This window comes from Halochromatium sp., assembly GCF_054919635.1.
In genome coordinates this window covers 1-14,502 of sequence record NZ_JBUDPI010000057.1, presented here as the reverse complement: position 1 = coordinate 14,502, position 14,502 = coordinate 1, and the positions used below count along the sequence as shown (strand labels likewise).

Sequence of the window (14,502 nt, the reverse complement as noted above, 5' to 3'; positions counted from 1 at the left end):
TCACCACCAGCCCATCGAGCACGCCCAGGGCCGCGCTGAAGCCGATGCCATAGACATCGTAGACCAGCCGCACGATACCGAAGGCGCCGGCCTTGACCACGGCCACCGCGTGCAGCAGGGCACTGACCGGCGCTGGTGCCACCATCGCCCGCGGCAGCCAGCCATGCAGCGGCACCAGCGCCGCCTTGACGCCGAAGCCGAGGATCAGCATCCAGAACAGGCCGATCAGCCAAGGGTGAGCCTCGGGGCCGAGCGCGGCCAGGATCTCCTGTTGGCCGAAGCGCAGATCCCCGGCCAAGACCTGCAACGCCACCATGCCAACCATCAGCACCAGGCCGGCACTGAGCGTATAGCGCAGGTAGACCGTGGCCGCTGCCAAGGCCTGCGGCGTGCCGCGATGCGCGACCAGCGGATAGGTGGAGAGTGTCAGCAGCTCATAGAAGATCAGCAGGGTAAATAGGTTGCCGGCTAGGCTGATGCCCAGGGTGCTGGCGACGCAGAGACTGAAGAACCCGAAGAAGCGCCGGCGGTTGGGCGAGTCCTCTAGGTAGCCGATGGCATAGATGGTGGTGAATAGCCAGAGCAGCGAGGATAGCCCGGCGAAGGTGAGCCCGAGCGCGTCCACGCGCAAGACGAAGCTCAGCCCCTCGACCACCGGGAACTCGACTGCGTAGGCTTGGCCTTGGGTCAGCCCCCAGGCCATCCAGATCACCAACACCAGCTTGATCAGCGCGGCGGCGAGGTTCAGCGCGGTGCGGGTGCGCACGGCCTGTTCCGGCAGCATGAAGATCACCGCAGCAGTCAGCAGCGAGCTGGCCAGGGTCGCCAGCGGCAGCACGGCACTCATGGCACCCCCGCTGACGTCAGAAACGACAGCGGCCAACCGGCCGCCAGGCCCAGCCCGATGGCGGCTAGCGCCAACATCAAGGCGATGAGTTCCATCCCCAACGGAAGATGGCGGAACGCTGGCTCAGGGGCGTCTTCGACGAAGGAGCAGCGCAGCACGCGGAAGACATAGATGGCGCTGAGCAGGCTGCCCAATGCGAGCACGGCCACCCAGAGCCATTGGCCCGAGGCCAGCGAGGCCTGCAGCCACAGCCATTTGGCGGTGAAGCCGGCACTGGGCGGCAGCCCCATCAGGGTCACCGCCGCGAGTCCGAAGGTCATCAGCGAGAGTGGCAACCGGCGGCTGGCTCCAGTCAGCCCTGCGAGTCGATGCGCGCCGGTGGCAAGCAGCAGATTACCTGCGGCCATGAACATCGCCGCCTTCGCCAACGCATGTCCGGCGAGCTGCAGCCAGGTTGCCTGCCAGGCCATGGTCGCGACGGCCGCGCTGGTTCCGGCGAGCAAGGGGAAGGCCAGCATCAGATAGCCCAATTGACCGACAGTGGACCAGGCCACGAGCTGTTTGAGCCCGACGGCGCGCCAGGCCTGCAAACCACCCCAGAGCACCGCCAGGCTGCCGAGCACTCCAAGCGCCCAGGCGCCAGCGACGGCCTCGGGCAGCAGCGCGCGCCAGAGCATGAGTAGGATAAAGAACGAGGCCTTGACCACGAGCGCGCCGTGGATGGCGCTGACCGGGGTCCAGGCGCTGCCATGGACCGGAGCCAGCCAGCTGTGCAGCGGAAAGATCGCCGCCTTCAGAAGCAAACCGCTCGCCAGTAGGGCGACGGCGATTTGGGTGACCGGATCGGGTTGGGCGACGGCTGCCAGCCCGGCCAGATCGAGTCGACCCCAGGCGCCGAGCAGCAGGGCGATGCCGAGCAGCCAGGTCAGCGAGCCGACCAGCGCGAACAGCAGATAGCGCAGACCGGCAGTCAGGGCCTCGGCACTGCCGGGAAGCAGCATCATGCCGACGGCGCAGAGCCCCATCAGCTCCAGGCCAGCGTAGAGCAGGAGCAGATCGGCGGCGCTCCAGATCAGCCCCAGACCCAGCGCCAGGCCGCCCATGAGCGGCCAGAGCCAGGCATAGGCGCGCTGGCCGAGTGTCGTGGTGCGGACATAGCCTGCGGCATAGAGGGCGCTGGCGAGGAGCAGCAGCTGCGTCAACAGCCATAACAAAGCGGCCAGTCCGTCCAGGCGCCAATGCAGCATCAGCGGCCCGAGTGCCACGCGTCCGGCCATCGGCTCGGTGTCAAGGCCGAGCAGTAGCCAGAGTGCCACCAATGGCAGCGGCAGGGCGACGAGCAAGACCAAGCCGCTATGGCGCGGCGGGCGTACCCAAGCCAGTAGACCGAGGGCCAGCGGCGCGAAGAGCAGCCAGAGCAGATGGAACGGCGTCGGGCTCATCTGCCTGTGCTTGCACCAAGACCTGCGCCAGTATCCGGAGCTGCGCTCGACTCTGTACCCGGAGTCAGACCCGCGCCTGTCCCACTGCCTGCATTTGCATCTGCACCATAGACGGCATTCAACGTGACCTGACCAGCCTGTGCATGCAATTGCAGCAACAGTGCCGCGCCGAGCACCGAGCCTAGCAGTGCCACGACCAACCCGATCAGGATCAAGGCTCGAACCTCGGCGATTGGGATGGGTGCCGACGTGGCAAGTCCAGCCAGCACGAGGAAAACTCCCGAGCCAAGCAGGTTGAAGGCCAGCAGCCGGCGCAGCAGATGGCGCTGAGCGCTGAAGCCCCAGAGCCCCAGGCCCATGATCAGCACGCCAGTCGCGGCCAATAGCCTGTTGATCGATGTCGGCGGGCGCAGCGCATCGAGGCCGAGCAGCCAGATCAGGGCAGCGCCGCTCAGACTCAGCCAGCTCAGGATCAGCAGCCAGCGCAGCGGTGCGGTGCGGCGCGCTCGCCGCGGTGTCTCATCCACTGGGGCCAAGCGCGGCAGTGCTCCACGGCCGCGCAGCGTCCAGAGCAACGTGCCACCGGTCAGCAGTGCGCCGAGCAAGGCCTCGGCCATCGCCAGCCAAGGTGAACCGAGCAACAGCCACGCCAGCGACATCAGCAGCGCGAAGGCCACAAAGCCCAGGCAGGCGCGCCACAGCTGTCGCTCCAGGAGACAGAAACCGGCGGCTAGGACCAACAGTCCCGCCAGCCCCCAGGCTGCCGCTGATGCCATTATCGATCTAGACCCCGGGTGCTTATTGGGTTGCCGAGGTCAAGGTGCTTCGGCACGTCATGCCAGTTCATGCAGGTTTTAGCCTAGCGTTACTCGGTTGCGCCCCTGCTCCTTGCTGCGATAGAGCGCGCGATCGGCGGCGCGAATCAGCTCGGCCTTGGTCGGTGGGGCGCCGAGTCCGCTCCAATGTGCCAGACCGATACTGACGGTGATACGCAGGTGAGTCTCGCCGAAGATGAAGGGCGTTTGAGCGATGTCTTTGCGCAAGCGCTCGGCAAACTGCTGGCCTTGTTCCCGGTCGGACTCGGGCAAGATGATGAGAAATTCCTCTCCGCCGTAGCGGGCTAGGGTATCCGAGTTGCGGCTGAAGCTCTGGCATCGTTCCGCGAGCTGGATCAGGATCTGGTCGCCGGCTTGATGTCCGTACTGGTCGTTCAGGACCTTGAAATGGTCGATGTCGAAAAGGACCAGGATCAGCGGGCGTTGATAGCGGGTTGCGCGCTCGAGCTCGGCATCGATCAGCTCTTGCATATAGGCGTGGTTATAGAGTCCAGTCAGTCCATCACTGCGCGAGAGGATCAACAGGTGCTCTTCGCGCGCGAGGGTCGAGACGATCGGCCGCAACGCCACCACTGTCAGCAGATAGATCACCAGCGTCGCGACGGCGGTGGTGCCCAGGAGCACTAAGGTCTGTTTGTCGATGGGCGCGAAGAATTCTCCGGCGTCGACGATCGACACGAGGCTCCAGGTGCCGATGCCCACCGGTTGTTGGCGGATGACAAAGCGCGGTTCGGTCGATGCCGACTCGAGCCATTGCTGCAGCGCTGCATGGGCTTGGTCATCGGCAGACTTGTTCGACCAATACCTGATTTCGCGTCCGCCATCGATCAGCGCCAAGGTGTTGGTGCAGCGGCTTTGCTCGTCGATGAACTGCTGCACGGCTTGATCACTGATGATCAGGATGTCGAAGCCAATACGCCCAAAGCTGCGGTCCACAATCGGCGAGCAATAGACCAGTGCTCCTGTGCGCTCAGCCTGTTCGGTTGTTGGCAGCATCCGCACCTGATCGAGGGAATGTGCATCGCAGTCTGCCGTTAAGGCTTCGGGCACCGGCACGCCAACGCTGAACAGGCGCTCACCGTTAGGGCCATGGCGCGCAATGGCGCGCAAAACATCATTGGCCTCCAAGGCATCGGCGAGCTTGGGCTGGCTGAAGGCGACGAGGGCCTCGCGCGTGATCTCACCGCGCAGAAATGCGACCTGTTTCAGGCGAATCGCACTGCGACTGGCAGCCTGTTGTGCAAGCACTGCATGGCTCTCTAGGATCGCGCGCAGGCGCCCGACGCTGTTCTGTAAGGCCAGATCGATACTCTCTGTATGCGTCGCGCGCAGGTAGCCGATGAGTGGGCTCATGCCGAACACATAGAAGCTGCTGATTAGGAGCAGGCTGCTGAGGCCAACGACCACATAGATGTTGTAGATTTGACTGCGATGCTTGGTGTTCATTGACGTCTTACGATAGCGCAAAAGACAATCTCGGCGCAGTCACCGACAAGACGGGAGAGATTGATGGCGCAGCGTACCGCCTCGCTTGGCTCCTCGCGCAAGCCTTCGCGGAATTCGGACAAGGCGCTTGCCGAGGCCGCCGGCCTCCATCGTGCCGGTAAGCTCGAACAGGCCGAGAAGGCCTACCGTCGCATCCTGCGGCGGCGTCCGACAGATGCCCGTGCCCTCTATTATCTGGGGATCGCCGTCCATCAACGCCGTCGGCCCAAGGAGGCGATTCGCCATTTTCGCGCCTCGTTGAAGGGCGATCCTAACAACCACGAGGTGCATCGTTATCTGGGTTTGGCGCTGAAGGATGCTGGCCAGCCAGCGGCGGCCGAGGGCGCCTATCGCGATGCGCTTGCCGTGGCGCCGAATAGCCCGGAGATCCTGGCCAATCTCGCCACCGTGCTCAAGGCGCAGGATCGGCATGATGAGGCGCTCGAGGCCTTGGAGCGGGCGGTCAGCTTGGCGCCCGACTCGGCACCGATTCTCACCGCCTGTGGACACGCGCAGCGCGAGGCGGGTCGCCTAGATGACGCAGAGGCGCTGCACCGCCGTGCGCTGGCGCAGCGCCCCGATCACGCACCTTCGCTGACCGGACTCTCAGCGACGCTATGGCGCAAGGGACGCGATGACGAGGCCGCCCAGGCCGCCCGTCAGGCCATCGCTCAGGCCCCGCAGCTGGCGCAGGGGCCTCTGATGCTCGGCAACGCTTTGCGCCGGCTGCCACAGCCGCAAGAGGCGATGACGGCATTTCGGGCAGCGACGGAAGTTGCGCCGGATGATCCAACCCCGCGTGTGGGCTTGGCGGAGGCGGCTCAGGACGCCGGCGCCCTCGAGACGGCATTGCAGGAAGGCCGCCGCGCCCTCGCCTTGCAGCCCAACGCGGAGTCCCTGCACACGGTCCATGGCCAGACGCTCTACGCGTTGCGTGCCGCTGGCAAGCCGGAGCAGGCCAGACAAGAGGCCATCGCTTGGCTCGGGGCCTACCCCGACAGCCCGACGGCTCAGCATCTGGTGCCGGCGCTGATGGACGCCGCGCCGCCCGAGCGGGCCAGCGGCCCCTATGTCCGCGCCACCTTCGACGCCTTCGCCGAGAGCTTCGATGACCGGCTCGGTGCCCTCGACTATGCTGGACCGGCCCTGGTCGAGCGCCTGCTGCGGGCGGCATGTCCCGAGGGCGTGGACAGCGTGCTCGACCTCGGCTGCGGCACCGGCCTGGTCGGACCGGTTGTGCACCCGCTGGCTCAGCGCCTGGAGGGCTTGGACCTGTCGCCCGAGATGCTCGCCCGAGCGGCCGAGCGCGACCTCTATGACGCCCTGCATGAGGCCGATGCCGAGACCTTCTTGGCCACAACGCAGGCGGACTGGGACGTCATCATCGCCGCCGATGTGCTGATCTATCTTGGCGCCTTGGAGCCGCTCGTGGCCGCGATTGCCTCCGCGCTGCGGCCTGAAGGCCTGTTCATCGCCACCACTGAGGAGGCCGACGGTGAGGCTGACGGTGAGTCTTGGGAGCTCCAGCCTTCAGGGCGCTACCGACACAGCCGGCGCTATCTGCGCCAGGTGTTTGAAGCAGCGGGACTGCTTGTTGATCAGCTCGAAACGGTGGTGCTTCGCCATGAAGGCGAGCGGCCCGTGGAGGCCTTGGCTGTGGTCGCGCGGCGCACATCATGATCCGCACCGAATCCGCCAGCAGCGGTGGATGTGCGGAGTGCGGGCGAAGTCCTTGGGGATGGTCTGGGCGCTAATGTCCTCGATGTCCAGATCGCTCAGCGCCTCCTCGTCGAGCTTGAAGCGCCGCTTGTTGGTCGAGAAGATCAATGCGCCATCGGGCGCGAGCAGGGCCAGGGCGGTGCGGATCAGTCTGACTTGATCGCGCTCGACCTCAAAGGTGCCGTCCATCCGCTTGGAGGTCGAGAAGGTTGGTGGATCGAGGAAGATCAGCCCGAAGTGACCGCGATAGGCGCGGGCCTGCTCCAGCCATTCCAGACAGTTGGCTTGGATCAACTGATGGCTTCGGCCGGTGAAGCCGTTCAGCGCGAGATTGCGCCTGGCCCAATCGAGGTAGGTCTTGGAGAGATCAACCGTGGTGGTTGATCGGGCGCCGCCTTGCGCGGCATGGCAGCTGGCGACGCCGGTGTAGCCAAAGAGGTTAAGCATGTTGCGATCAGCGGCCAGGTGGCCGATCAACCGCCGCGTCTCACGGTGGTCGAGGAACAGGCCGGTATCCAGATAGTCCTCGAAGTTGACCAACAAGGTCAGGCCATCTTCAGCGACCTTGTGGAAGTGGCCAGTCTGCGCCAGCCGCTCGTACTGGGCCTTGCCGCGCTGCGGCTGGCGGACCTTGAAGAACAGGTCGTGCTCCGGCACTTCGAGCACCTCGGCGATGACGCCAATGCCTTCACGCAGCCGCCGGCGCGCGGCCTTGGGGTCGATGCCGGGCGGAGCGGCGTATTCCTGCACCTGCACGAAGCGGCGCTCCGGGGTTGCTGGATCAGCGCTCTGATAAAGGTCGACCGCCAGCGCGTACTCGGGCAGATCGGCATCATAGAGCCGGTAGCAACTGATGCCCTCGCGCTGCAGCCATTTCCTGAGCGCCTTCTGATTCTTGCCCAGCCGGTTGGCGAGCATCTCGGCCCCCGGGCCCCGCTCGGCGGCCGGCAGCGGGCGCGGGCGGTCTGAGACATGCGCCTCGGGGCGTACCTCGAAGTGCAGCAGGCGGCACTCGATCGGCCCGTTGTATAGGGTGTGGAACCGATGCGCGCGCAGTCCCATGCGCTTGCCAAGCTCCGGATTGCCGGTGAGTACGGCGGCATGCCAGCCCTCAAACTGGGTGCGTAGCAGCGCGCCGAGTAACTGATAGAGGCCGGCGAGATCCTCAGCGCCGATGCGCTCGCCATAGGGCGGGTTGGTGATCAGCAGGCCGGGTGTCGGCGAGGGACTGGATGCGCGCTCGGCTGAGGCTGAAGAGGTGATCTGCTCGGCGCTCAGGCTGTCGTTGCCGGCCCGCGCTCTCCGGTCGATGCCAGTGTCTTTACTCAGGCTCGTTGTTGCGCTGCCGTCGGTGCCTGTGCCGGTAATCGGGCTGGCGCCATTGCCTGTGCCGGTCATTGGGCTCAGGCTTGGGCCTGCAACTAAACTTGGGCTTTGGCTTGGGCTCGCTATCGGAGAGGAACGGCTCGGCCGGCAATCCTCCAGTGCCTGTCGCTCGAACTGCACATGGCCGGCAAGTCCGGCTTGCGAGGCGTTGGCATTCGCGGCCTTGATCGCGGCCGGATCGATATCGCTGCCGCGTAGCCTGGTGCTGCTGCGCGCGAGCCTATGCAGCCCGGTCGCGCGGCGTTCCTTGGCCTCGGCCAGAAGCGTACTCCAGGCACTCCAGGCTGCCTGATCATGGCCGCGCCAGCCGCTGAAGCCCCAATAGGTGCGTCGCAGCCCTGGAGCGATGTCGGCGGCGATCAGCGCGCCTTCGATGACCAGGGTGCCGATGCCGCAGAGCGGGTCGAGCAGCTCGCCGCCGCTGGCGGCGATCTCGGGCCAGCCGGCGCGCAGCAAGAGCGCGGCGGCGAGTGTCTCTTTCAAGGGTGCGGCGCCGCCCTGGACGCGCCAGCCGCGCCGATGCAGGGCCTCGCCAGAGAGATCGATGAAGAGTAGGGCCTGATCACGGAACAACCGGCAGCGCAGTGCGAGGTCGGGCTGGATCGGGCGCACGCTCGGACGGCTGCCGCTGCGCTCACGGATCTGATCGACGATCGCATCCTTGATGCGCTGAGCGGCAAACTGCGTGTGCTCGATCTGCGAGCGGGCGCTGTCGACCGACACCGCGAGGGTTTGCTCCGGGCCGAGGTGCTCGGACCAGTCGATCTCGCGCATGCTCGCGTAGAGTGCATCGGGGTCTGGTGCCGGGAACTCGGCCAGCGGCAGCAGCACGCGGCTCGCGACTCGCGACCAGAGGCAGACGCGGTAGGCGTCGGCCAGGCCGCCGGAAAAACTGACGCCAGCGCGGGTCTCGACTGCGCTTTCGATGCCGAGTCCACGCAGCTCATCGGCGAGCAGGCTCTCGAGATTGCGCGCAGCGCTCGCGAAGAAGCGTTGCTCGCTCATCGGTCTACTGGGCTCGGCGCTGCTGCCGCCGGGGCAGCGGTATGCGCCGACTCGGATTCGGTTACAGCGTCAAACGCAGTGGTAGGCGTGGATACAGACAGCGCGTCATCGCCGGCTGCAGCAATCGGCGCGCTCGGCAGTGGCCGCACCGAGCTCGGCAGCTGCGCGACCAGCACCTCGGCGAAGGCATCCAACGCTTGCTGACGCGGGAAGCTCCGCCGCGAGACCAGCGAGATGCGCCGATAGGCGTCTGGCAGATGCAACGGTCGGCGCACGATCGGGCTGTCCGGCGGGGTCTCGCCGCTGCAGGCCAGCGCCGGCAGTAGGGTGCAGCCGAAACCGGCACCGACTAGCTGCAACAAGGTCTCGAGACTAGATGCGCGCAGATCCGCCATCTCGCCGCTGCGTGGCCGCTCGGCCAGCCGGCAGACCTCCATCACCTGATGGGTCAGGCAATGACCGTCGCTGAGCAGCAGCAGCTCGGTGTCTTCGAGATCGGCCTCGGTGATCTCGGGCTTGTCGCCGAGCGGATGCTGGCGCGGATGGGCCAGCCAGAACGGCTCCTCGAACAGCGGCCGCGCAACCAGCTCGGGCTCGGTGACCGGGGTTGCCAGCAGGGCCGCATCGACCTCATGATGCTCGAGCCGCTTGAGCAAGGTCTCGGTGATCTCCTCGATCAGCACCAACTTGATCTGCGGCAGGCGCTCGCGCAGCGGCAGCAGGATCAGCGGCAGCAGATAGGGGCTCAGGGTCGGGATGGCGCCGATGCGCAGCGGTCCGGCGAGCGGGTCCTGATGGGCGCGCGCGACCTGTTCGATGGCATCCGCCTGCTCCATCAGCAGGCGTGCATGCTGCAGGATCAGCTGACCAGTCGGCGTGATCTCGACCGAGCGGTTGGTGCGCTCGAAGATGGTCACGCCCAGCTCATGCTCGAGCTTGCGGATCTGGCCGCTCAGCGTCGGTTGGCTGACGAACGAGCGCTCGGCGGCGCGGCCGAAGTGGCGGGTCTCGGCGAGGGCGAGGATGTATTTGATGTCGCGCAGATTCATATCGAGGGGACAGTGCGGGGCCTTGGACTGCAGGCGACAAGGATACCCTGAACCGGGTCGAGCCCGGCACCAAGCCCACCTTCCGGATCAGCTAAGGTTGCGCTCATCGCCAAAGGGCATATTCCCGCGCTTGTAACAGCCTTACGACATCCTGCTGTTGACCGACGAGTACCAAAGCTTCCGCAACTAGGTTCGAGATCGGTCCAGGCCGATTGGCGGCGGTTGTACTGCGTCTGCAGAGCGTTCGCTGCCGACCTTCTAACGCGATTGCCGGAAAACGGGTCCGCTGAACGGTGCTGACACCGATACCCAGCTCTGCGGCGATCTTCTTGATCCCTTCACCCTGTCGACGTGCTGCTCGGATGCGTTCCTCAATGATCTCAGCCGTACGGGGCCTGCCGAACTCTCAACGCTTGGAGTTGATTATCCGACGTTGCTCCCCGGTAGAGACGCGCGCTTAGATGGCCGCCTGCTTGCCAATCGTCCTGAGCGTATACAAAAACAGGGCAATGCGTTATGAGCTTTGGCAGAAATCGCCCAAGCGCTTTGGCAAGTGCCACTGTCGAATAACGACTATGCGCAGCGCAGCACGTCCTCCGTGGTGTCGTCCGCTGGGTAGAACAGCTCAAGGAACAGCGTGCTTCGATGCCAGGCTGATGGCGCACCGATAGCGGCGCTCAAACAGTCAAACCGCAACTCAGTGCGGTCGAGGCAGTAGCGCTCTGCGGTCTGGATCGGCATGTCGGTCGTACGGCTCCCGGTGAAGAGCGGTGCAATGTTGGGCCACTCGTAAATAGCGTCGAGCAAGCGACATGACTCCGGGTCATCAAATCCCTGAGCGATGACGCGGTTCAGATAGTTTGGAACCAGCTGTTCGGGTTCGGACATGAAGGGAAAGAGGCCCTTTGGATGCAGCGACGCGCGCAGTAGGTTCGGGCGATCATCACCACAGGTACGCTGCCACAGTGCATCACCATCGGCCCAGTGTGCGATCAGCCGCGCGAACCCTTGGTTCATCGCGATCAGATTCTGTGCGCGATCGACAAGAATCCCTGGGTAGGGTTCTTGCTGTGCCAACAAACGCTGAGTCATGGCAGCAGTGCGTGCATGAACGGAGTCGGAGGCGTTTGGGCTAGTCGGCGTGCTCGGCAAATATCCAGCTGCAGCAAGCAGGGTCTCTCGGCCCGGTTGTGACAGTTTCACCGCCTGAGCGATGCGTTCCAGTGTCGTTCGGCCCGGGCGTACTCGGCCCGTCTCGATGAAGCTGACATGCTTTTGCGTCAATCCGGCGCTCACGGCAATGTCAAGCTGCGAGCGTTGCCTCGCTCGGCGCAGCGTTTTCAACAAGGCTCCCACACTCATGGCTTGATTCCCTGCGTGGAATTGTCGTGCGCGCCGACGTTCTGGATGCTTTGGCTCAGGGCCAGCGATCGAGCGCGGCTCGAGTTCCAACCCGATGACGTCCGAGACTGGACTGGAGACACTGCATGTTGCCGTTGAAAACCGCTGATCATGTCTTGAATGATGCTCGCTACAGGGTCCGCAAGGCAGGAGCGGGAACCAACATTGTCTTGATGCTTCACGGTTGGCCGGATGACGGGCAACTTTGGCAGCATCAGGCAGGCGTGCTGGCTGATGCGGGTTACTGTGCAATCTGCCCCGATCTTCTTGGATATGGTGAGAGTGACGCGCCACATGAGATTACGCGTTGCTCGGTCTCCGCGATGGCAGCGGATATGCTGGCGCTGATTGATCAGCTCAATGCCGACGCGGTTCATCTCGTCGGTCATGACTATGGTGCCATGCTTGCCTGGGAAATGGCCTTCGCGGCGCCTGAACGTTTCGCGAGCTTCAGCGCCCTCTCGGTTGGCCATCCGGCGCCGCTGACGGAAATCAGCATCGACAATCTTCGCTATCACTGGTATTTAGCGCTGGCGAATACGAGCATCGGAGCCGACCTCTATCTTGCGAGCAAGGGCTGCCTGATGCGCGAGCTTCTCCGCTCCCATCCGGAGGGCGCGATGATCACGCAACGCTGCCTCGACGACCCCGAGCGGCTCCACAACATGCGACGGATCGAGCTGAGCATGCCGGTTGCGGACCTATTGCTCGACAGACTGAATCACCAACACCCGCATGTACCGAAGTGTCAGGTGCCAACGCTTGGGCTTTGGGGAGAGGCAGATGACCTGGTGCCGGAGCGCCAGATGATCGAGACCGGACGATACGTGGCAGCGGATTGGCGCTACTCGCTAATCGCCGGCGGTGGACATTGGATGATGCTTCGCGATCCAGGCGCCGTGACTCGGGCCTTGCTGGATTGGATACAGACGCGATGAACCTGTCAGTGATGTGCCTCCTGTACCTCGGAGACTTGGAGGGATCGCCCGTAGATCGACATCAAGGCAGCGCACATGCTACGACCCGCACAGTCAGCAAGCGGTCATCACGCCAAGCCCCATGCCTCAGCAAAAGCTCTCGATCGGCGTCCAGACCTTCCGCAAGAGACCACCTTCGCTGAGCATCTTGCAAGGGTCGACCGTGACGAGCTATGGCGCTGCTACAACAGCGATGGCTTCTTGGGCGAGCTGGTTTACAACCGGAGGCGGACTGTGAGGCTGTCCAAGTCATGTTTGATCCTTTCATAAAATGAAAGTATCTTTCATGAATGGAGACGCTGACCAAAATCATCCTGAGCGCCGGCTTGCAACAGCGAACGCTCTCCGAGGCACAGCTCGCGCGCCTGCTCGGGGGCAGTGCGCAACGTCGCTATAATCTGGTTAATCGTGCTTTGCACCGGGGTGAATTGCTGCGCCTTCGGCGTGGCCGCTATCGTCTCGCGAGTCGGGTTGCTAATGGCGACTCGTATCCTGGCGGCGGCGCTCATCCCGGTAGGGGCGTGCATCCGTTTGTGTTGGTGCAAGGCTTGGTGCCTGGTGCCTATGTCTCTTTCGAGTCGGCGCTGGCCTTTCATGGCTTGATTCCGGAGGCGGTGACGCTGATACTGGCGGTCGCTCCGGATCGGCGCAGCCGTCAGTACCAGATCGATGAAGCCGGCCTGTTCCAATTCGCCCCACTGCCGTTGATCAAGGGGTTCATGCTGGAGGCTGTGGACCGGGTCGTGCTTCAAGGGCAAGCCGCACTGGTTGCTCAACCGCTGCGGGCGCTGCTTGATCTCTTCTGCCTGCATCGCTGGAACTGGAGCAGCGCGCGCGAATGGGTCTGCGGTGCGCGGATCGATCTGGAGCCATTGGGCTCATTAGAAGTCGAGCGGCTGCAAGCACTGCGCTGCGTCTATCGGCATCGGCGGATGCAGCAGGTCATCGATGGTCTCAGTAGCTGTCTACTGTCAGGGGAAGCAGGTGATGGACGGTTGCTAAGCCAGGGTGGTTGTCGGTGATCGACCTGCTGCGTGAGCGCTTGCAGTCCTATGCTGCGACGGATGCGCATCGCGAGCAGCAGGCGTTGCGGGAGATCCTGCAGGAGGTTGCGCTCTACGGACTCTGGCGGGCGGGCTTCTTCGAGCAGGCGGCCTTTCAGGGAGGCACGGCCCTGCGCATCCTGCACGGTCTCAGGCGCTTTTCGGAGGATCTGGATTTCATCTCGCGAATGCCTGCCCCTGACTTTCGCTGGGAGCCCTATCTTGCCACCATGGCCGATGTGCTGGCCGATTTCGGCATCCGCTGTGAGCTGCGCGACCGTAGCGCGATGACGCGAGCCGTAAGGGAGGCCATGATCAAGGACGATTCCCTCGGCCGCCAACTGGATCTCTCTTTTTACCGGGGAGGCTCCGGCAAGAAGCTGCGCGTCAAGTTGGAGATGGATACCCGGCCACCGGCAGGATCGGGCTTCGACTTTCAGTACCTGGATTTCCCGCTGGACTTCGAGGTTTGCGCTCAGGATTTACCGAGCAACTTCGCGCTCAAGCTGCACGCATTGCTGTGCCGGCCTTATGTGAAGGGCCGGGATTGGTTTGATTTTGCCTGGTATGCCGCGGGCCGGGTTGCCCCAAATCTGCCGCATCTGGAGGCGGCCTTGGCCCAGGTCGGCCCTTGGGCGCAGCAGCCTCCGCGCGTTGATCCGCAATGGCTGAAAGCGGCCTTGATGGCGCGCATTGCTAAGATGGACTGGCCCCAGGCAGCGCGTGATGTGGCCCCTTTTGTCAGTGCGCCGGATCAGGCTAGCCTGGCTCTCTGGAGCGAGCGGTTCTTTGCCAGCAAAATCAGCAAGCTCTTTCCCGAGGAGCCATAAGGCTCAGTGAGCCATGAGCCGCGCGCATCAAGCGCCAGAGTGAGGCGAGTCTGGTAGTCTCTCCCTCAACTGATTCAGATCGGGTGCTGCTTGCCTGCACCCGCGCGTACACCGGGTTATTCAAGCAGTGACCGACTACAAGCATACCCTCAATCTGCCGAAGACCGGCTTCCCGATGAAGGCCAACCTGGCCCAGCGCGAGCCCGAGATGCTCAAGCACTGGCAGGCGATCGATGTCTATGCCTTAGTGCGTGCGGCGCGGGCTGAGGCGCGTGCGCGTGGTGAGACCTTTATCCTGCACGATGGTCCGCCCTATGCAAACGGCGAGATCCATATCGGTCATGCGGTCAATAAGGTGTTGAAGGACATCATCGTCAAGTCACGTACCCTCGACGGGCTGGACGCGCCCTATGTGCCGGGCTGGGACTGTCATGGCCTGCCGATTGAGCTGCAGGTGGAGCGCAAGACAGGTAAGCCGGGGC

At 64.2% G+C, this 14,502-nt stretch carries 12 protein-coding genes; 5 read left to right on the top strand and 7 right to left on the bottom strand.

Going from position 1 to position 14,502, the window contains the following annotated elements; genetic code table 11:
* From ACY693_RS05625 to ACY693_RS05610, 4 genes are all read right to left on the bottom strand, one after another.
* A partial coding sequence (locus tag ACY693_RS05625; protein ID WP_462320850.1) for a complex I subunit 5 family protein occupies positions 1-847 on the bottom strand: 847 nt, incomplete at its 3' end.
* The gene (locus ACY693_RS05620) at positions 844-2,289 is read right to left on the bottom strand and encodes a complex I subunit 5 family protein (RefSeq protein ID WP_462320849.1); all 1,446 of its coding nucleotides are present in this window, start codon (positions 2,287-2,289) and stop codon (positions 844-846) included. The genes ACY693_RS05625 and ACY693_RS05620, both read right to left, overlap by 4 nt.
* Positions 2,286-3,065, bottom strand: a complete 780-nt coding sequence (locus ACY693_RS05615) for a hydrogenase subunit MbhD domain-containing protein (protein WP_462320848.1) — start codon at positions 3,063-3,065, stop codon at positions 2,286-2,288. Before ACY693_RS05615 ends, ACY693_RS05620 begins: the two co-directional genes overlap by 4 nt.
* Positions 3,066-3,143: 78 nt before the next feature.
* Positions 3,144-4,571 (bottom strand): GGDEF domain-containing protein, encoded by a 1,428-nt coding sequence (locus ACY693_RS05610; RefSeq protein WP_462320847.1) that lies wholly within the window; start codon positions 4,569-4,571, stop codon positions 3,144-3,146.
* 63 nt (positions 4,572-4,634) lie between these two features.
* On the opposite strand from ACY693_RS05610, the gene ACY693_RS05605 reads away from it, so the two are divergent.
* Complete coding sequence (locus ACY693_RS05605; protein WP_462320846.1) at positions 4,635-6,290, top strand: tetratricopeptide repeat protein; 1,656 nt, start codon at positions 4,635-4,637, stop codon at positions 6,288-6,290.
* Here the strand turns inward: ACY693_RS05605 and rlmKL are convergent.
* From rlmKL to ACY693_RS05590, 3 genes are all read right to left on the bottom strand, one after another.
* Positions 6,285-8,720, bottom strand: coding sequence for a bifunctional 23S rRNA (guanine(2069)-N(7))-methyltransferase RlmK/23S rRNA (guanine(2445)-N(2))-methyltransferase RlmL (gene rlmKL, locus ACY693_RS05600; RefSeq protein ID WP_462320845.1), 2,436 nt, complete (start codon positions 8,718-8,720; stop codon positions 6,285-6,287). The two genes, ACY693_RS05605 and rlmKL, sit on opposite strands and share 6 nt — an antisense overlap.
* Positions 8,717-9,769 carry a LysR substrate-binding domain-containing protein gene (locus ACY693_RS05595; protein ID WP_462320844.1) on the bottom strand — a complete coding sequence of 351 codons (1,053 nt, stop codon included), beginning with the start codon at positions 9,767-9,769 and terminating at the stop codon, positions 8,717-8,719. Before ACY693_RS05595 ends, rlmKL begins: the two co-directional genes overlap by 4 nt.
* A gap of 573 nt (positions 9,770-10,342) precedes the next feature.
* Positions 10,343-11,131: a helix-turn-helix domain-containing protein gene (locus ACY693_RS05590; RefSeq protein WP_462320843.1), complete on the bottom strand. Its 789-nt coding sequence runs from the start codon at positions 11,129-11,131 to the stop codon at positions 10,343-10,345.
* Between the two features lie 125 nt (positions 11,132-11,256).
* Between ACY693_RS05590 and ACY693_RS05585 the strand changes: the two genes are divergently transcribed.
* The 4 genes from ACY693_RS05585 to ACY693_RS05570 all read left to right on the top strand — a co-directional run.
* Positions 11,257-12,108 (top strand): alpha/beta fold hydrolase, encoded by an 852-nt coding sequence (locus tag ACY693_RS05585; protein WP_462320842.1) that lies wholly within the window; start codon positions 11,257-11,259, stop codon positions 12,106-12,108.
* A gap of 329 nt (positions 12,109-12,437) precedes the next feature.
* A complete protein-coding gene (locus ACY693_RS05580) occupies positions 12,438-13,169 on the top strand; it encodes a hypothetical protein (protein ID WP_462320841.1) in 732 nt (243 codons plus the stop codon).
* Positions 13,166-14,020 carry a nucleotidyl transferase AbiEii/AbiGii toxin family protein gene (locus ACY693_RS05575; protein ID WP_462320840.1) on the top strand — a complete coding sequence of 285 codons (855 nt, stop codon included), beginning with the start codon at positions 13,166-13,168 and terminating at the stop codon, positions 14,018-14,020. The genes ACY693_RS05580 and ACY693_RS05575 overlap by 4 nt, the downstream gene beginning before the upstream one ends.
* A gap of 127 nt (positions 14,021-14,147) precedes the next feature.
* A partial coding sequence (locus tag ACY693_RS05570) for a class I tRNA ligase family protein (RefSeq protein WP_462320839.1) occupies positions 14,148-14,502 on the top strand: 355 nt, incomplete at its 3' end.

What these genes read in the sequence shown, in the direction of transcription:
- ACY693_RS05620 (WP_462320849.1), bottom strand. Translation starts at nt 2,289, where the DNA reads ATGAGCCCGACGCCGTTCCATCTGCTCTGGCTGCTCTTCGCGCCGCTG.
- ACY693_RS05615 (WP_462320848.1), bottom strand. Translation starts at nt 3,065, where the DNA reads ATGGCATCAGCGGCAGCCTGGGGGCTGGCGGGACTGTTGGTCCTAGCC.
- ACY693_RS05595 (WP_462320844.1), bottom strand. Translation starts at nt 9,769, where the DNA reads ATGAATCTGCGCGACATCAAATACATCCTCGCCCTCGCCGAGACCCGC.
- ACY693_RS05610 (WP_462320847.1), bottom strand. Translation starts at nt 4,571, where the DNA reads ATGAACACCAAGCATCGCAGTCAAATCTACAACATCTATGTGGTCGTT.
- ACY693_RS05585 (WP_462320842.1), top strand. Translation starts at nt 11,257, where the DNA reads ATGTTGCCGTTGAAAACCGCTGATCATGTCTTGAATGATGCTCGCTAC.
- ACY693_RS05580 (WP_462320841.1), top strand. Translation starts at nt 12,438, where the DNA reads ATGGAGACGCTGACCAAAATCATCCTGAGCGCCGGCTTGCAACAGCGA.
- ACY693_RS05605 (WP_462320846.1), top strand. Translation starts at nt 4,635, where the DNA reads ATGGCGCAGCGTACCGCCTCGCTTGGCTCCTCGCGCAAGCCTTCGCGG.
- rlmKL (WP_462320845.1), bottom strand. Translation starts at nt 8,720, where the DNA reads ATGAGCGAGCAACGCTTCTTCGCGAGCGCTGCGCGCAATCTCGAGAGC.
- ACY693_RS05590 (WP_462320843.1), bottom strand. Translation starts at nt 11,131, where the DNA reads ATGAGTGTGGGAGCCTTGTTGAAAACGCTGCGCCGAGCGAGGCAACGC.